Annotated in this window: 18 protein-coding genes and 1 riboswitch; of the genes, 11 read left to right on the top strand and 7 right to left on the bottom strand. The window is 39.9% G+C overall.

The genetic code is table 11. The features are described from left to right. Positions 1-88: 88 nt before the first annotated feature. Positions 89-436 (top strand): helix-turn-helix domain-containing protein, encoded by a 348-nt coding sequence (locus MHI20_RS12115; RefSeq protein WP_017368336.1) that lies wholly within the window; start codon positions 89-91, stop codon positions 434-436. A gap of 51 nt (positions 437-487) precedes the next feature. Here the strand turns inward: MHI20_RS12115 and MHI20_RS12120 are convergent, their stop codons facing one another. The 5 genes from MHI20_RS12120 to MHI20_RS12140 form a co-directional block, all read right to left on the bottom strand. Beyond that, a complete protein-coding gene (locus MHI20_RS12120) occupies positions 488-943 on the bottom strand; it encodes a helix-turn-helix domain-containing protein (protein ID WP_017368337.1) in 456 nt (151 codons plus the stop codon). Positions 944-1,039: 96 nt separating this feature from the next. Continuing rightward, positions 1,040-1,567: a YfjD family protein gene (locus tag MHI20_RS12125; RefSeq protein WP_024719538.1), complete on the bottom strand. Its 528-nt coding sequence runs from the start codon at positions 1,565-1,567 to the stop codon at positions 1,040-1,042. Between the two features lie 21 nt (positions 1,568-1,588). After that, positions 1,589-2,347 (bottom strand): hypothetical protein, encoded by a 759-nt coding sequence (locus MHI20_RS12130; RefSeq protein WP_173408408.1) that lies wholly within the window; start codon positions 2,345-2,347, stop codon positions 1,589-1,591. Between the two features lie 12 nt (positions 2,348-2,359). After that, positions 2,360-3,556, bottom strand: a complete 1,197-nt coding sequence (locus MHI20_RS12135; protein ID WP_017358662.1) for a DUF6861 domain-containing protein — start codon at positions 3,554-3,556, stop codon at positions 2,360-2,362. A gap of 4 nt (positions 3,557-3,560) precedes the next feature. After that, the gene (locus MHI20_RS12140) at positions 3,561-3,884 is read right to left on the bottom strand and encodes a WXG100 family type VII secretion target (RefSeq protein WP_017358661.1); all 324 of its coding nucleotides are present in this window, start codon (positions 3,882-3,884) and stop codon (positions 3,561-3,563) included. Positions 3,885-4,110: 226 nt separating this feature from the next. Between MHI20_RS12140 and pepT the strand changes: the two genes are divergently transcribed. Continuing rightward, positions 4,111-5,343 carry a peptidase T gene (gene pepT / locus MHI20_RS12145; protein ID WP_008345662.1) on the top strand — a complete coding sequence of 411 codons (1,233 nt, stop codon included), beginning with the start codon at positions 4,111-4,113 and terminating at the stop codon, positions 5,341-5,343. 288 nt (positions 5,344-5,631) lie between these two features. Continuing rightward, a complete protein-coding gene (locus tag MHI20_RS12150; RefSeq protein WP_008345664.1) occupies positions 5,632-5,811 on the top strand; it encodes a hypothetical protein in 180 nt (59 codons plus the stop codon). 78 nt (positions 5,812-5,889) lie between these two features. On the opposite strand, the gene MHI20_RS12155 is transcribed toward MHI20_RS12150, so the two are convergent. Beyond that, entirely contained in the window at positions 5,890-6,567 is a 678-nt protein-coding gene (locus tag MHI20_RS12155) for a DUF3298 and DUF4163 domain-containing protein (RefSeq protein WP_024719231.1), read from the bottom strand. 161 nt (positions 6,568-6,728) lie between these two features. On the opposite strand from MHI20_RS12155, the gene MHI20_RS12160 reads away from it, so the two are divergent. The 5 genes from MHI20_RS12160 (at position 6,729) to MHI20_RS12180 (ending at position 12,882) form a co-directional block, all read left to right on the top strand. Beyond that, positions 6,729-7,586 carry a MurR/RpiR family transcriptional regulator gene (locus MHI20_RS12160; RefSeq protein WP_024719230.1) on the top strand — a complete coding sequence of 286 codons (858 nt, stop codon included), beginning with the start codon at positions 6,729-6,731 and terminating at the stop codon, positions 7,584-7,586. Positions 7,587-7,786: 200 nt separating this feature from the next. After that, positions 7,787-8,680, top strand: a complete 894-nt coding sequence (gene garR, locus MHI20_RS12165) for a 2-hydroxy-3-oxopropionate reductase (RefSeq protein WP_144667503.1) — start codon at positions 7,787-7,789, stop codon at positions 8,678-8,680. A 6-nt stretch (positions 8,681-8,686) separates the two neighbouring features. Then, positions 8,687-10,108, top strand: a complete 1,422-nt coding sequence (locus tag MHI20_RS12170; protein WP_251210594.1) for a four-carbon acid sugar kinase family protein — start codon at positions 8,687-8,689, stop codon at positions 10,106-10,108. Positions 10,109-10,158: 50 nt separating this feature from the next. Further along, a complete protein-coding gene (locus MHI20_RS12175) occupies positions 10,159-11,478 on the top strand; it encodes a gluconate:H+ symporter (protein ID WP_173408409.1) in 1,320 nt (439 codons plus the stop codon). A gap of 82 nt (positions 11,479-11,560) precedes the next feature. Then, positions 11,561-11,673, top strand: a riboswitch (SAM riboswitch). A gap of 87 nt (positions 11,674-11,760) precedes the next feature. Beyond that, a complete protein-coding gene (locus tag MHI20_RS12180; RefSeq protein ID WP_025208229.1) occupies positions 11,761-12,882 on the top strand; it encodes a 5-methyltetrahydropteroyltriglutamate--homocysteine S-methyltransferase in 1,122 nt (373 codons plus the stop codon). Positions 12,883-13,095: 213 nt separating this feature from the next. On the opposite strand, the gene MHI20_RS12185 is transcribed toward MHI20_RS12180, so the two are convergent. After that, positions 13,096-13,641, bottom strand: a complete 546-nt coding sequence (locus tag MHI20_RS12185; protein ID WP_327872008.1) for a JmjC domain-containing protein — start codon at positions 13,639-13,641, stop codon at positions 13,096-13,098. A 681-nt stretch (positions 13,642-14,322) separates the two neighbouring features. Here MHI20_RS12185 and MHI20_RS12190 point away from each other — a divergent pair. From MHI20_RS12190 to MHI20_RS12200, 3 genes are all read left to right on the top strand, one after another. Then, a complete protein-coding gene (locus tag MHI20_RS12190) occupies positions 14,323-14,499 on the top strand; it encodes a PqqD family protein (protein ID WP_017358652.1) in 177 nt (58 codons plus the stop codon). Next, positions 14,496-15,485: a GNAT family N-acetyltransferase gene (locus MHI20_RS12195; protein WP_017358651.1), complete on the top strand. Its 990-nt coding sequence runs from the start codon at positions 14,496-14,498 to the stop codon at positions 15,483-15,485. Before MHI20_RS12190 ends, MHI20_RS12195 begins: the two co-directional genes overlap by 4 nt. 115 nt (positions 15,486-15,600) lie before the next feature. Then, complete coding sequence (locus MHI20_RS12200; RefSeq protein WP_024719226.1) at positions 15,601-15,855, top strand: hypothetical protein; 255 nt, start codon at positions 15,601-15,603, stop codon at positions 15,853-15,855. The last annotated feature ends 112 nt before the right edge of the window (positions 15,856-15,967 follow it).

Here is a 15,967-nt window from a genome sequence, read left to right on the forward strand (position 1 = left end):
GAATTAATCAAGAAATTATTACGCATAACGCGTACACTCTTTGTCAAAATATGATATACTGTTGTTGTATATAAAGGAGCGTTCATGTATGATACTCGATCGTTTAACCACCCTTAGAAAAAAGAAAAAATGGTCTCTCCAGCATACGGCAGATCGCCTAGGTATCGCCAAAAGCACCTATGCCGGTTACGAATCTGGGTACCGACGACCTTCGCTTGAAGCAGTGAAACTGCTGGCTGATTTGTATGATACGTCCATTGATTTTTTACTTGGTAGAACGGACGAGCCAGAGATACAACGCAAAATCTCTGATATCAAAATTGAGCTGACGGAAGCAAAAGAAGGAACCATCCATGTAGACGGCGTTCCACTAACAGATGAAGAAATCAAACAGCTTGTTGCCTTTATTCGGGCGAAAAACACTCTGAAAGTATAAACAACACAAAAAAGAGAGGTCCCTGTCATAGAGGGACCTCTCTTTTTCTGCTTACGACAGCTCACTTAATTCCTCTAACCGCCGCTTCGCTTCTTCTTTATTAAAGGAACTATAATAGCGATAATTCTCATCATCTAAGATGCGGTAATGCTGGCTTAGTACATTCTGCTGAAGACGAAATGTACCTTTTTTCACAGACGTCCGCCACCAAACCTTTCCGCCAATCGTACGTTCAACAGATAAATGCAATTCATCGTGTGCGACGACTTCCAAAATCTCAAGCGGATCATCCCCAAGTGTCCCTTTTAAAATGTCACTATCCCTGAATAATGCACATACGGCCGCAGATTGCGTCCAGTTGAGGCGAAGTCGATTCTTTTCTACCTGCTGCAAATGCCGTTTGGATAGCCCAAGCACCTCAGCCATGCGGTCCTGTGTATAGTCTTTTTCTTTTCGAATTCGTGCCATTTGTTCTGTGACGAGGTCAATTACCATTTCTTTGTCCATCTCTCATCACCTCTTGATTGTTCAGTCTTTACTGACATCTTACACGATTTCTTAAAAAAAGTGGCGTCTCACCTCATGGAATGATGGCGAAAACATCTATTGATTCTGCTTTTCACCATGACCATGCTGCTGTTTCCAATTCTCTTGGGCGGTCTCATGTAAATATGGATAAATGTTTTGTTTCACCGTTTGCTCAAATACTTCTTCATCTAAAATACTGTACGCCGGAATCTTGATCAATTTTCCATCAATTTTCCGAATGAGCACATCCATGAACAGAAATCCCCTGATACTATAACGATGCCTGCGCATATCAATAGATTGAATGTCTTGAAAAGGGATTGTTTGTTGCCGGTATAAAACAGCGCCATTCTCTCCACGCTGAATGCGAAAAATCACATTTCCCCTCTTCGTAAAAGCCGGAAGAATCATCAAAAAAGAGATCCACCCATAGACAATGCCTAATAATCCGCCTAAAAATAAAAACAACGTATAATTCGATTCAAATGTAAGAGCTTCTGAAAATAACCAAATACCGATGATGCCAAACCCGCCCGTTGCTAAGAATGCCCATACTCTTAGAAAGGGTCTGCTCCTCACTTCTATTACTTCACTTGGATTCAAGCGCCATTCTCCTTTTCTCCATTAGAATATAGAACGTAATCCGTCCCTATGAGCCGTCTCTATCCGAAATTCATTTTCCTTCATGCCCGACACTAGCCAAGAATGCTTCTGCCCCGGAATAACAAATATCATAGACTCTACATCCGGCGTATTATTTTTATCATAAGTGACCTTCATCAAAGAATCCATTTTTCCTTTTCTGACCCTTACATCAGAAACAAATGCCCGCACAAGCTCTTGGTTCTCTGCTTTATTTAGAAAAGAAGGCCAATCATCATTCCCTTGACTGGATTGTTCTAACAGCAGTTCAAATTCTTCCGCCTTCAAATTGATGACTGGTGTAAGGTGTTCGCTCATGTGTATGTTCAAAAAGGTTGTCACTTGCTCCACAGTCTGCTGGTCGTCTTTTAGTTTGTGAATCTGATGCACTTGTTGATCATAAAGCGTATGGTGTGAATACACACCTGCCTGAGTCGTATGAAAGGACGTACTGACCTCTTCATCTAATGCACCAAACCTTGAAGCTTTCACGGTATGTGATGCATCGTTCATGGCTTGAATGAAATGCCGGTATTTTTCTTTATAACGGTATTGTCTATTTCGAAATTCCAGCACGTCTTTTGCCAGCAAAGAGCGACATGCAATTTCAAATAAAAATCCAAGACGTTCATCCTCTACATCTGGATAATAGGCTTCCTTTAAAGACATCCCTTGCTCAAAATAGCCTTCACTGTAAAAACTAAAGATGAGTTCCTCGATACTTAGACTTAGCTGATCCAACTTGATCTCTCCTTATCCAAAAGAAAATGCGCCCTTCAAGAAATCACCTGCACCTTTCAACAGCGAATCTGCGGTTTCTTTTGTTTTTTCTATTCCTTTATGTATCACCTGATTTGCTTGATCAATGGTGTCATTGACTGCTTTAACACCTTGACCTGCCAGTTCAAATGCTTTTTTTCCTTTATCGACAACCGCATGAATTGGGTCTTTTAATTTCACTGCGACCTGTTCTGCAAAACCAGAAGTAAGCTTGGCGACTTTTTCACCAATAAAGCCACCTACTGCTGATCCTATCGCACCGCCAACGACTGTTCCAATCGGTCCTGCAAAGCTTCCAAGAGCGCCGCCCACAACGGCACCTGCAACAGATCCGCCTGCAATAAAGACCGTATTATTCACTGCATTTCCAACAGCCTTTGCATTTTCACGCTTGAGAACTTCTGGCTGATCCCCAAATTCCGCATAGTTCTCCGCAATTTTCAGACCGCAGCCAACCGTTTCTGTTGCACCCGTGACGACCGTTGCAATGATGGCATTTCCTTTCGCAAACCTTGCACCATTTTTCAGAACAGACTTGATGCCAGCCGTGTCCTTCCAATTGATACTTCCTTTTGTGAAATCACGTACACTGTTCGTGAACGCAACTGTATCGCTAGGATAAAATTTCGTAAATTTCTTATGGACCAGGTCAGCCATCGACCAATTGGATCGTTTTAATAATTCTTTTTTACTCAGCCAAATCCTTGCCAACCGGTCAAATCTCGTTCCTTCTACCCGTCCGGTCACATCAAGAAGGAGCTTTGAATGCTGCGCAGCATAGCGGCCATTTTCTTTAATAAAGGTCGTCATGCCAAGCCCATAGTATTTTGCCTGCATCATCACAATACCAGCTAGGCTCGTGAGTGTACCATATTGATCATAAAGACTGTACATTTTCCTTAAAATATCATCAGCTTCGACCATTTTATCCGTTGCATGACGAATGGCAATGTCGTCACTGCTCAATTTGCTCATTAAGGCTTGTCCAGAACCCCATGCATCTCCTACTCCAGAAAAACAGCTTCGATAACGGGGATCACAGCCTAGGATGAGGCCATCCAGTTCACTATGTAAATCGTGGTGCTTTGTTTCGATGGCCGAAAGCTCTCCTACAAAATCATTCGCCAGCCCTGTCAGCTGATCTGGATCTACTACAATGTCACGCGCCATCACATCATCTCCCTTCTCGGTTTCTTTCTCTCCGTTCTTCTCGCCTTTTTCGCTCAAGCTCTTCCATTCTGGCGATTTCAGCTTTACGTTCCTCGATTTTGACAGCAGCATCCCGCAGTTCCTGACTTGTTTCAAGCAAGTCCTTTTCAAATTGATCATAGCGTGCCACTGTTTCCTCAAAGCTTTGATCAAATTTATCTCTTGCTTCCCCTTGCCAGCCTGATCCAACTGCCTTCAGCCGATTCTCAAGCAGCTGCTTCGACTGCCGAATGCCATCAGCAGCTTCCTGGAACTTTTGAGCGAGTGCAAGTGTTTGACTAGAATCCAACTTTCGCACCCCTTTCTCCCAAATTAACGTACAAATGGATGATTTTATATGTCCTCATTATAAATAAAAAGACACCCAAAAAAATCACCCTAAAGAACCATTCAGCACATCGCAAAATAAAAGTAGGTCTTTTTCCTCTCTAATTGTCAGAGAAAGCCTTTCTTGTTATGAAGCGCATTCAAGACATGATAAAATGAACATATTCTACAAAAGGAGTGACGTATTGATGAAAGAGGAAATGATCCAGCGATTCACAAGTTATGTAAAAGTGGATACACAGTCTGATGCAGACATAGAGAGCTGTCCATCCACTGAAGGACAGCTGAACCTAGCAAGGCAGCTTGTTGAAGAGATGAAATCCATCGGCATTCAAGAAGTGACAATGGATGAAAACGGTTATGTCATGGGCACGATCCCATCTAACACAGACAAAGAAGTGCCAACCATTGGCTTCCTGGCTCATATCGACACAGCCACTGACTTCACTGGCAAGAACGTGAAACCACAGATTCATGAGAACTATCAAGGCGGGGACATCACGTTAAACGAAGATCTACATATCGTATTATCTCCAGCACAGTTTCCAAATTTACAAAAATACCAAGGACATACGCTCATCACGACTGATGGCACGACCTTGCTTGGTGCAGATAACAAAGCAGGTATCGCAGAAATTATGACCGCCATGCATTACCTGATTGAGCATCCAGAAATCAAGCATGGAAAAATTCGTGTCGCCTTCACACCAGATGAAGAGATCGGCAGAGGACCTCACAAATTCGATGTTGATGCCTTTGGCGCTTCTTATGCTTATACGATTGACGGCGGCCCGCTAGGAGAGCTTCAATATGAAAGCTTCAACGCCGCAGGTGCAAAAGTATCAATTAAAGGAAACAACGTCCATCCAGGGACAGCAAAAGACAAAATGGTCAGTGCTGCAAAGATCGGCATGCTCTTTCACAACAAACTTCCTTCAGATGAATCTCCAGAATACACAGAAGGATACGAAGGCTTTTTCCACCTCACGAGGTTTGTAGGAGAAGTAGAAGAAGCAGAGCTACAATATATTATTCGTGATTTTGATAAAGAGAAATTCAACAAGCGCAAAGCACTGTTTGAAAAAATCGCAAACGACTTAAAAGCGGTCTATGGCGAAAACAGCATCACCCTTAGCATTCAGGATCAATATTACAATATGAGAGAAAAAATTGAGCCAGTCAAACATATCGTAGACATCGCTCATGAAGCCATGGAAAACCGCTCAGTGACACCTGTCATTGAACCAATCCGCGGCGGTACAGATGGCTCACAGCTTTCATATAAAGGACTTCCAACGCCAAACATCTTTACTGGCGGGGAAAACTTCCACGGTAAATATGAATTCATCTCTGTAGAGAACATGCTGAAAGCGTCAGAAGTGATCGTGGAAATTGCACGTTTATTTGAAGAAAAAGCATAAACATGTTTACAACCGTTCCTGTTCGGGAACGGTTTTTTAATAAAAGTTTACAATTTTCTGAAACTTTTATGACACTTAATCGTACTAATAGAGACAACCCCAGAAAAATTCTTCTTGACGAGTGAAATAACTGGAAATATAATAGTTAAAAACAACCAGTATTTTAGACCTAAAAAAGCACCTAGAATAAACCTTTAGAACTAAACGCGATTTGCTAACTATTTTCAGTTATAAACATCACTCACCCTGTCTACACTTAAAGAATAGGATGAATTGGAGGAATGTCATATGATGATTTTATTGATTATCGCTTCACTTTGCTGCTACTTACTATTCTCTTTCAAAAAAGATAACCGCACCCAAAAACGAAAAAGCGCAGAGCTTTCGGAGTTTGAAATCTTTCGTATGCGCCGCCACTACAACGGCAAACGCCGTCACCCACTAAACGATGCACCCAAACAAGTATAAATGTAAAAAGAAGAGCCTCATCACCAGGGGCTCTTTTTATGTATAAAAAACGACCAAATTCATGGCCGTTTCTCTTGTTTATTTATACACCTTCGCAGGTACTTGAATCATAGGAATTCCTACATAGTACGGTGAAATTTCATATGGCTGGAAGACAACAGCGATTCCCTTTTTCGTGAAGTAGTACTGCGTGTCGTAGCCGATTTGAATATCGCTTTTTTTCAGATTCGCATAGAATTTACTTTTATGCTTCTTTGTGTAGTTATAGATATAATCTCTTACTTTTGTACGCTTTTTCTTTGTTTTTACCACATCTGTAAAGTACAGTTGCTTTGTTTTTTTCTTTGTTAACACATAGTTCATGCTCGTAACCATCGTATCCCCGTGCATGCTACCGTCATTCATGTAATCATAGTTTAGGATACTTAGTTTCTTCCCATTGTTAAATTTCGTTTTAAACGATCTCTCGTATGTGATCTTCCCAATGCCTTCTTTTTTCGCTTCGTCCTTTAAGAACAAGTACGTAGAATAAGAGAATGCAATATCATCTTTTAAATCACGATTGATGGTTTTCATATGCGCTTTACTAAGGTTTTTCACCTGTGCATATTTAAACGTTTTTTTCTTTTTATAATAGTGTGTACTTACTTTTGCTTTTTTCACTTGTTTGGCATCCGCAGATCCAACTGGCGCAAACAACGAAACAATCAGCGAAAAAATGAGCAGGCTGATCGTTAGGCCTTTTTTCATTGTCATAGTAAAAACCCCCATTTTTGTCTATTACCAATTGAGTATACCATGACAAAAGAACCAAAAGAAGTGTTTTCTTCCATATTATTCTTTATATTTCATGTGAGGTTTGTTTACCGTTTTCATAAGTTCCTGTATGCTTAAGATAGAATGTTAGATGAAGTGTGGTGTTTATCATAGAAGAGAATATTTTTAGTCATATCCGGACAACATTTCATAGTTTGTCCCCTACCCAGAAAAAGATTGCCAATTACATTTTACAAAACCCTCAGAAAGTTGTGCTTCATTCGATTAGTGCACTCGCTGCTGAATGCAACACAAGTGAAACGACGATCTTTCGTTTTCTGCGAAAAATCGGCTATGAGTCCTATCAAGTGTTTCGTGTCCATGTCGCGCAGGATATTGCGACCAATACGCCTCAATCCATATACGGTGAGATCGAAGCATCTGATAGTGTCGCAGATATTAAACATAAGGTCATAGAGTTAACAACCAACTCTATTCAGGATATGAAACATATTTTAGAAGACCAAGCTGTGACACAATTTATTGAGCAAATGAAACAGGCACATAAAACCGTCTTCTTTGGAGCAGGTGCCTCCAGTTTTATTGCCGGAGATGCCTATCATAAGTTTCTCCAGCTTGGCTTTGAAGTGAGTCTATGCAGTGATCCTCATATGATGAATATGATTGCAACACATGCAACGGAACATGATTTTATCGTCGCGATCTCACATTCAGGGGAAAGTAGAGAAATCCTTGATGCCGTGCAATTTGCAAAGGAAAAAGGTGCAACGGTCGCCTCGATTACCAGCTATCCGAAATCAGAGCTCGCCAAGAAATCCGACTTTCATCTGCTCAGTTCATCGAGAGAAACAACCTATCGTTCTGACTCAATGATTTCTCGTATTAATCAGCTTGTGATTATTGATGTTTTGTACGTCACAGCTGTTTTAGAATTAGGATCAAATGCAATCGACAACGTCAAACGTTCTCGATTAGCTGTAGCTAAAAATAAAACATAATCGACCATAGACCGGAGCTGTTTCCGGTCTTTTTTTTGTGACTTTTCTCATATTTTCCGTTGACACATTCCTATTTCGTCATGTACATTAAATGAACAATAGTTTATTTCCTACTATTAATTTAAATCGATAGTATATATACTAACAAAAAGAAAAGAAAGCGCTTTTTGTAAGGGGTTTCTAAATAGGAGGCGGACAAAATGGCAAAGCAAATTGGATTCATTGGATTAGGCATTATGGGGAAACCTATGGCACTCAATCTATTAAAAGCCGGTCATACTGTGACTGTTTTCGATATTCATACAGAAGCTGTTCTAGCATTAAAAGAATTGGGCGCAAATGCCGCTGCATCAGCTGCTGAGGCAGCATCTGAAAGCGATATCATAATCACGATGCTTCCAAAAGGTGAGCATGTAGAAGCAGTCGTAGCAGGTGAACAAGGCATATTGGCTACAGCAAAACCTGGCACGATCATTATAGATATGAGCTCTATTTCACCTGTTACTTCTAGAGCATTAGCGGCACTGGCCAAACAACATCAGGTCGAATTTATCGATGCTCCTGTCAGTGGCGGAGAGCCAAAGGCGATAGACGGGACACTTGCGATTATGGTGGGCGGAGAAAAAGAGATTTTTGAACAAGTAAAGGATGTCCTCTATGCCATGGGCACAGATGTCGTATTAGTTGGATCAAATGGAAGCGGGACAACCGCAAAGCTTGCGAATCAAATCATCGTCAACTTAAATATCGCTGCCATGTCCGAGGCACTCGTCCTTGCCGCTAAGTCTGGCATTGCGATTGATAAAATGTATGAAGCCATCCGAGGTGGACTGGCAGGAAGTGCTGTACTCGATGCGAAGGTTCCTCTCATTTTAGAACGAAACTTTGAGCCTGGCGGACGTATTGACATCAACTTAAAGGATTTAACCAATGTCATGGAAACTGCCCACGATATCGGCGTTCCTCTCCCGCTTTCTAGTCAGCTGCTGGAAATCTTCCACGCCCTCAAAGCGGACGGAAAGTCTGGACTTGATCACGGTGGGATCGTTCAATATTACGAAAAAATGGCTCATGTTGAAGTGAAGAAAGGATGAGGTTCTATGAAACAAAGCATTGAGTTACTAAATGCCATTCCGAAAGCGGATTCAGAGCGCATTCAATCAGCATACGAACAAGCACTAAACCATTTCCACCATAAAGTGATTGTATTAGACGATGACCCAACAGGCATTCAAACCGTACACGGCGTCTCTGTTTTCACCGATTGGTCAGAGAAAAGCATTGAAGCTGGTTTTCTTGAAGACAGCCGTATGTTCTTTATCTTAACCAACTCTCGCAGTATGACAGAGAAAGAAACGGCGGTTCTTCATGAAACGATCGCATCAACGATTGTGAAAACGGCTGAACGGCTTGATCAAGATTTCATCATTGTCAGCCGGGGGGACTCCACCCTGCGTGGACACTTCCCGCTAGAGACTCACATTCTCAGAACGACCATTGAACAGCAAAGCTCCCGCCAATTTGACGGCGAAATCCTTCTTCCCTTTTTTAAAGAAGGCGGCCGCTTTACGATTGGCAATATTCACTACGTACAGGAAGGTCACGAATTAATTCCTGCTGGTGACACAGAATTTGCATTGGATCGTACATTCGGATTTCAATCTTCTCACCTCGGAGAATGGATCGAAGAGAAATCAAACGGATCGTTCACTAAGGAAAACACTACTTATATTTCTTTAGTAGATATCCGGGCTTTACGTATTGAACAAATCAAGGATCAGCTGATGACCGTGAAGGATTTTCAAAAAGTGGTTGTAAATGCAGTAGACTATGACGATGTCAAAGTCTTTGTCATTGCCCTCATAGATGCCATCAAAGCAGGTCAGCACTTTCTATTTAGAAGTGCCGCAGCTCTCACAAAAGTGCTTGGCGGTGTTGAGGATCAAGCACTATTAACTAGACAAGACTTAATACAGGAAGAAAGCACGCACGGTGGCCTCATCATGGTCGGTTCCCATGTCAAAAAAACAACCGAACAATTGCGAGCGCTGCAGCAAAATAAAGACATTGCATTTATTGAATTTGATACACACCTCGTGTTAGAACCTGAAGCATTTCAAGAGGAAATTGACCGCGTGATTCAACAAACTGAACGGCTTTTAACAACCGGGCAATCGGTTGCTGTTTATACAAGGAGAGAACGGCTTGATCTTGGGGACGATCGTCAAGAGGAAGAATTGAAACTGTCTGTTCAGATTAGTGATGCTGTGACAAGCATTGTTCAGCGCCTCTCCATTCGCCCTAAGTACCTCATTGCCAAAGGTGGAATCACCTCTAGCGATATTGGAACAAGAGGACTCAGCGTCAAACGTGCGACCGTCGCAGGTCAAATCAGACCAGGTATTCCCGTTTGGCAAACAGGAGAAGAAAGCAAATTCCCATTTATGTCTTATGTGATTTTCCCGGGAAATGTTGGCTCAAAGGATACGTTAAAAGAAGCAGTAGACATACTTGAAGGATAAAGCAGAGGGGGCGTTCACGCTCCCTTATGCAGCACAAAGGAGGAAAGATCATGTCGTTAGTTTTTATCGGACTTGGCGTTTTGTTATTACTTTTACTCATGGTTGTCTTTAAGTTAAACGCTTTCATTTCGTTGATTATTGTCTCTTTAATCGTTGCCGTTTTAGAAGGCATGTCACCACTTGAAGCGATTGCTTCAGTCGAAAAAGGGCTTGGAAGTACACTCGGCCATCTGGCGTTGGTTCTTGGCTTTGGAGCGATGCTTGGTAAATTGATGGCTGATTCTGGCGGTGCTCAGCGTATTGCCATGACACTCATCGACCGCTTTGGTATCGGGAAAATCCAATGGGCGACGATGCTGACTGGATTTGTTATCGGAATTGCTCTATTTTATGAAACCGGATTCATTATTCTTATTCCATTAGTCTTTACCATTGCTCAAGCCGCAAGACTTCCTGTGTTGTATGTGGGAATGCCGCTCGTCGCTGCACTCATTACAACACATGGCTTCCTCCCTCCTCACCCAGGGCCGACAGCCATTGCCAATGTATTTCAAGCCAACATGGGACAAACCTTATTGGTTGGAATTATTTTAGCCATTCCTGCTGTTTTAGTAGGCGGACTTCTGTTTACGAAACTATTTAAGAAAGATCAACTGCATGCACACATTCCAAAGGACTTGTTTAATCCAAAGGAATTTACAGAAGAGGAAATGCCAAGCTTCGGCATTAGTATTTTCACCGCTATTTTACCTGTATTGCTCATGACATTCAGAGCATGTTTAGAAATTTTCTTCCCGTCCTCCCCGCTGCTACCGGCGGCTGAGTTTTTAGGTGAGCCGGCGATTGCCCTATTAATCTCTGTGCTGCTTGCCATCTACACATTTGGTCTTGGCAGAGGAAAGAGCATGCAGGACGTCATGAAGTCGATTACGGATTCAATTGGTTCCATTGCGATGATTCTATTGATCATTGCAGGCGGCGGCGCCTTTAAACAGGTGCTCATTGACAGCGGTGTTGATCAATACATTGCAGGGATTATGCAAGGAAGCACACTGTCTCCTCTGCTCCTCACTTGGCTGATTGCAGCTGTCCTTCGTGTCTCTTTAGGGTCAGCGACTGTCGCGGGTCTCACAGCAGCTGGCATTTCTGCACCGCTGATTGGCTTGACGGGAGTCAGCCCAGAATTAATGGTGATTGCAACAGGCGCCGGCAGTATTACATTCTCTCACGTGAATGATGCGGGTTTCTGGATTTACAAAGAATACTTTAATCTGTCGATAGCCCAAACTTTTAAAACTTGGACATTAATGGTGACTGTTCTTTCACTTGTTGGATTAGCTGGTGTTCTCGTCGCTGATTTGTTTATGTAGGAAAATAAATAGGAAAAACCATTGACTTTTTCTCGAAAAGATTGAATAATTGTGTTTATTAAGAAAATTGAATCAAAAGGTAACCTTATTAAGAGTGGTGGAGGGACTGGCCCTGTGAAACCCGGCAACCGCTGTTCCTAGGAACAGAATGGTGCTAATTCCTTAAGCAAGCTGATGCTTGTTTGAAGATAAGGCAGAGTTCTCTCAGTATATGATGCTCTTCCTTATCCAAGGAAGAGCTTTTTTATTTGATTTATAACCTGAAGAAAGAAGGGATTCAGCATGACACAAGTACAAACCATTGGTAAGAAAACAACAAAGCCGCCATTTCGCGCAGATCAAGTAGGGAGTTTACTTCGTTCAGAACGTATCAAGGAAGCACGCAAGCAAAAAGCAGACGGTACACTCACAGCAGAACAGCTCAGACAAATTGAAAACGAAGAAATCACTCGTATTGTAGAGAAGCAAAAAGAAATTGGATTAGAGGTTGTCACAGATGGAGAATTCAGACGTGCATGGTGGCATTTTGACTTTCTTGAGGGACTCGATGGAGTCGAAGGATTTGAAGCAGACCAAGGCATTCAATTCCACAATACGACAACAAAAGCGAGAGGCATCAAAGTAACAGGTAAGATTGATTTTACTGATCATCCAATGCTGGAGGATTATCGCTTCCTTCACAGCATCGCGGGTGATCATACGGCTAAAATGACGATTCCAAGTCCGAATATGCTCTTTTTCCGTGGAAAGCTTGAAGAAGGTGTGTACGACAGCTTAGATGATTTTCACCATGACGTGGCACAAGCTTATAAAAAAGCCATCCGTGCTTTTTATGATGCAGGCTGCCGTTACTTACAGCTAGATGATACAGCTTGGGCTGTGTTCTTTTCTGAAAAAGGACATGAACAAATCAAAGCTTTTGGCCGCGAGGAAGATGAACTGCGTGAATCGTTTGCGAAAACAATCAATGAAGCGGTTGCCGATCGACCAGATGATTTAGTGATCACCATGCACATTTGCCGTGGTAACTTTAAATCAACTTGGGCAGCCGAAGGTGGTTACGAGGCAGCGGCAGAAACGATTTTTGCCGGTCTGGATTTGGATGGTCTCTTCTTAGAATTCGACGATGACCGTTCTGGCGGATTCGAACCCCTTCGTTATGTGAAAAATCCAAACCTTCAAATCGTACTAGGTCTTGTCACTTCAAAGTATGGGGAACTTGAACCCGTTGATCAGATCAAAAGAAGAATCGAGGAAGCGGCACAATATGTGGACATCAACCAAATCTGTTTGAGCCCACAATGTGGATTCGCCTCAACAGAGGAAGGCAATTTGTTAACAGAAGAACAGCAATGGGAAAAGCTGCGTCATGTGATTGAGATTGCGGATCAAGTGTGGAAATAGGCGGAAATCTGCAGAAAAAGCTTACCGTCATAATAAAGAACCGCTTTTTTGGCGGTTCTTTATTTTTTGTCATCTCTATCAACATTATATTAAGTTTAATCGTCATACTTCTATAGTAGAGTTAAGAAGATAATGAATATAAGTTATCTTCTTAAAAACCATCTTTTATACTCATAAGTTGTCTTACAACAAGTTGTGTAGATTGATATACATCTAAGTCATCTTTCTTGCCAGTATATCCCCTACTGAAATCCCCTTGAAATCGTTTGGCAAATTATTTATCATTGATTTTAATTTTTCTTCTACCTTTTTTCGTTCATTTTCATCCAAAAGATCAATATTAACGAGTTCTCTCCATTCGTCTTTTTGAATCAATCGATTCCTTAATTCTATTAAAATTAGATCTAGCCAAGCTGGCTGACCGAAGGTAAAGTTTAATGCAATGGTTTCTTCAGAAGAACTAGTTGAATGCCAACAACCTCTTGGAAGAAATAAAAATGATCCCGTATCCAAAATCAATTCCCTTCCATTAGATAAATTTTCATCAGGAAAATCACCATTCCAATACGACTTTAATGGATCTGGCAAATGAGGAGCCTCAATTAATTCATAATGTTGAAGTGGATTCACTGTATTAAAATTTCCATCCAACTTCCATTTCTTTTTCCCTTTAAGTTGAAAAATGAAATTGCAATACGCATCAAAATGTGCTGAAAATCCAGCTGATTCTTTAGCAGCGTACAATACTGCTTTTGCCATTGTTCCCTCAGGCAAGCCTAAAAGATTATCCTATACCATTTAGAATTCAATTTAGTGGATATACAGCTCTCTAAAACCATAAACGCCTTCCTAGATTAAAATAACCGATGATTCTAGCCATCTTTTGTATTTTCTCCAATTTCTTTTTTACAAACTATCACTCTATTTGCAACATCAATCTACTCATCACTATTACTTTATAAACATAAAATTTGTTAAAAAATCATTATTTAAATATTGAAAAAAATATAAACGGCATGCTATTATCACTTTTGTTAGGATATAAAATAGGAATTTAATACATATACAGGAGGAATGTTACATCAAAAAAATAAAGCTCCATGTCTTGTTGAGATTCGTAATGTAGTTGTTGCTGGAGGACATTAATAACTAGTTTTTCATACCCTAACACTTTATGAAAGGAGTGTATAATCTTTGCTGACTCATGACGAATGTTATTTATATAATGATTTTGTCAAAGAAAATCAACTATACATATATCCTTTGAAGATAATAAAATCTTAAATCATCCCCTGACACAAACGAGCCAAAGCTACAATCTTGGTACCTTGTTATAGAAAAAAGAATGAAGGGAATCACAATGAAGAATAATACAATTTTCGTAAAAAATCCTGATAATGAACAAGAAAGTACTTAAAAGGTATCATTATCGAACCGGGCATGTCCCTAAATCAAGTCGCAGCTGATTTTTATGAACGAATTGACGGACAAAGAGAGTTTATTTCAATAGTAACGGAAATTGCTGAAGAATATGATACTGATGTTCAAACTTGTATCAAAGACCTCCAAGCATTGAGTAAACAATTAATTGAAAAGGAAGTTGTATATGTAAAATGAATAAACTGAATGATGATATTCTAGAAAACATCTATAAAAACATTTCAACTAAGAGAAGCAAAACAATCGTTAATTACATTGCAATGCTAATGGCACTAGCAAGAGATCATGAACTAAACGAGGATGATTTAATTAATTGGATTCACAGTAAATTAAGTGCAATAGGATATTTTCAAGAAAAAAACCGTTTATTTACTCAAAACAAATTAGATGAATTTGTCGTAGAGTTTATTGAAGGAAGAGCACTATTATATGATGATATCAACATAACTGAAACAAAACAAAACGAATATGTCATCAGTAGCAAATTGTGGTACAAAAAGAATCCACCTGAAAGTTTTTTTTATTTTGGTATTGACCCTGAAGATTTTTCGAACTACGCACAAAAACTTGCTCAAATAAACGCCGAAAAACTAGGTATCTCAATCAATTTTTCTAAGGATCAAGCGAATGACAACGAAATAGCTCATATCCAGCTTTCAAAAAAATGGTCTCTTTCAGAAGAATTGACAGTAACTCAGCCAAGTTCAAAAGACTTTTCTTGGTTAACATGTTTTTTCAATGAACATTGGGGTGGAACGACTATGGTGTCTAAAGGGACAACTTATAATGTTTTAAATGAAAACATTATGTTGGCTAAACGTGGAGATACTATAGTAGGAATATTAGTTTACAAAATATTCAAAGAAGAGGCAGAAATCCTGACTTTAGAGGCTCTAGAAAAGTACCATGGGGTTGGCAGTAAATTGCTTTTTGAGTTAGAACAACATCTAAAAACACAAAATATACAATCTATTAATTTAATCACTAGTAATGATAACTTAAATGCCATTAGGTTTTATCAAAGAAAGGGATATTCTTTCAAAAACATCTATATTGGTGCAATTGATAAAGCAAGAATGCTTAAGCCGACAATTCCCTCTATAGGAAATTACGGAATAAATGTCAAAGATGAATTAGAATTTGAAAAAAGGTTGATACGATGACTATAAAAAGCAGATTGATTGTTATTGCGATTTCACTTTTAACTTAAACCAAGACGCAGCTCTCACGATTAATACATTACACATTCCAATACTAAAAGAAATCATAGATGTTTTAATGCCTTTACAAGAGGATAACTTATTATATATCACTATTAATAATAGCATTGAATACCTTGTTGATTCACGCGCTGCTTATGAATGGTTTACTTTTTTAAGTAAAATCAATGGTATCAAATCCATAAAAGATATTATATCTCAAAATAATCAAGACTTTAGATATATAAAAGAAAGACTTGAAGAATCAGTATTACTTGATATTATCGAATTAAAACCACTTTTTGAAGATCAAAGCTCTTCTTCAAAAGCATAAATAAATATATTCGAAAGATCATATGATTTATTTGAACCACACAAAAATTTAAAGTGTGGTTTATTTTTTTTGTAAAATTTTGTCTTTTTCATAAAACAAAAAGCATTATCAT

The organism is Bacillus sp. FSL K6-1106, from assembly GCF_038005245.1.
GTDB classification, from domain to species: domain Bacteria; phylum Bacillota; class Bacilli; order Bacillales; family Bacillaceae; genus Bacillus; species Bacillus altitudinis.

What these genes read in the sequence shown, in the direction of transcription:
- MHI20_RS12115 (WP_017368336.1), top strand. Translation starts at nt 89, where the DNA reads ATGATACTCGATCGTTTAACCACCCTTAGAAAAAAGAAAAAATGGTCT.
- MHI20_RS12120 (WP_017368337.1), bottom strand. Translation starts at nt 943, where the DNA reads ATGGACAAAGAAATGGTAATTGACCTCGTCACAGAACAAATGGCACGA.
- MHI20_RS12135 (WP_017358662.1), bottom strand. Translation starts at nt 3,556, where the DNA reads ATGGCGCGTGACATTGTAGTAGATCCAGATCAGCTGACAGGGCTGGCG.
- pepT (WP_008345662.1), top strand. Translation starts at nt 4,111, where the DNA reads ATGAAAGAGGAAATGATCCAGCGATTCACAAGTTATGTAAAAGTGGAT.
- MHI20_RS12150 (WP_008345664.1), top strand. Translation starts at nt 5,632, where the DNA reads ATGATGATTTTATTGATTATCGCTTCACTTTGCTGCTACTTACTATTC.
- MHI20_RS12155 (WP_024719231.1), bottom strand. Translation starts at nt 6,567, where the DNA reads ATGACAATGAAAAAAGGCCTAACGATCAGCCTGCTCATTTTTTCGCTG.
- garR (WP_144667503.1), top strand. Translation starts at nt 7,787, where the DNA reads ATGGCAAAGCAAATTGGATTCATTGGATTAGGCATTATGGGGAAACCT.
- MHI20_RS12170 (WP_251210594.1), top strand. Translation starts at nt 8,687, where the DNA reads ATGAAACAAAGCATTGAGTTACTAAATGCCATTCCGAAAGCGGATTCA.
- MHI20_RS12175 (WP_173408409.1), top strand. Translation starts at nt 10,159, where the DNA reads ATGTCGTTAGTTTTTATCGGACTTGGCGTTTTGTTATTACTTTTACTC.
- MHI20_RS12180 (WP_025208229.1), top strand. Translation starts at nt 11,761, where the DNA reads ATGACACAAGTACAAACCATTGGTAAGAAAACAACAAAGCCGCCATTT.
- MHI20_RS12185 (WP_327872008.1), bottom strand. Translation starts at nt 13,641, where the DNA reads ATGGCAAAAGCAGTATTGTACGCTGCTAAAGAATCAGCTGGATTTTCA.
- MHI20_RS12190 (WP_017358652.1), top strand. Translation starts at nt 14,323, where the DNA reads ATGTCCCTAAATCAAGTCGCAGCTGATTTTTATGAACGAATTGACGGA.
- MHI20_RS12195 (WP_017358651.1), top strand. Translation starts at nt 14,496, where the DNA reads ATGAATAAACTGAATGATGATATTCTAGAAAACATCTATAAAAACATT.
- MHI20_RS12200 (WP_024719226.1), top strand. Translation starts at nt 15,601, where the DNA reads ATGCCTTTACAAGAGGATAACTTATTATATATCACTATTAATAATAGC.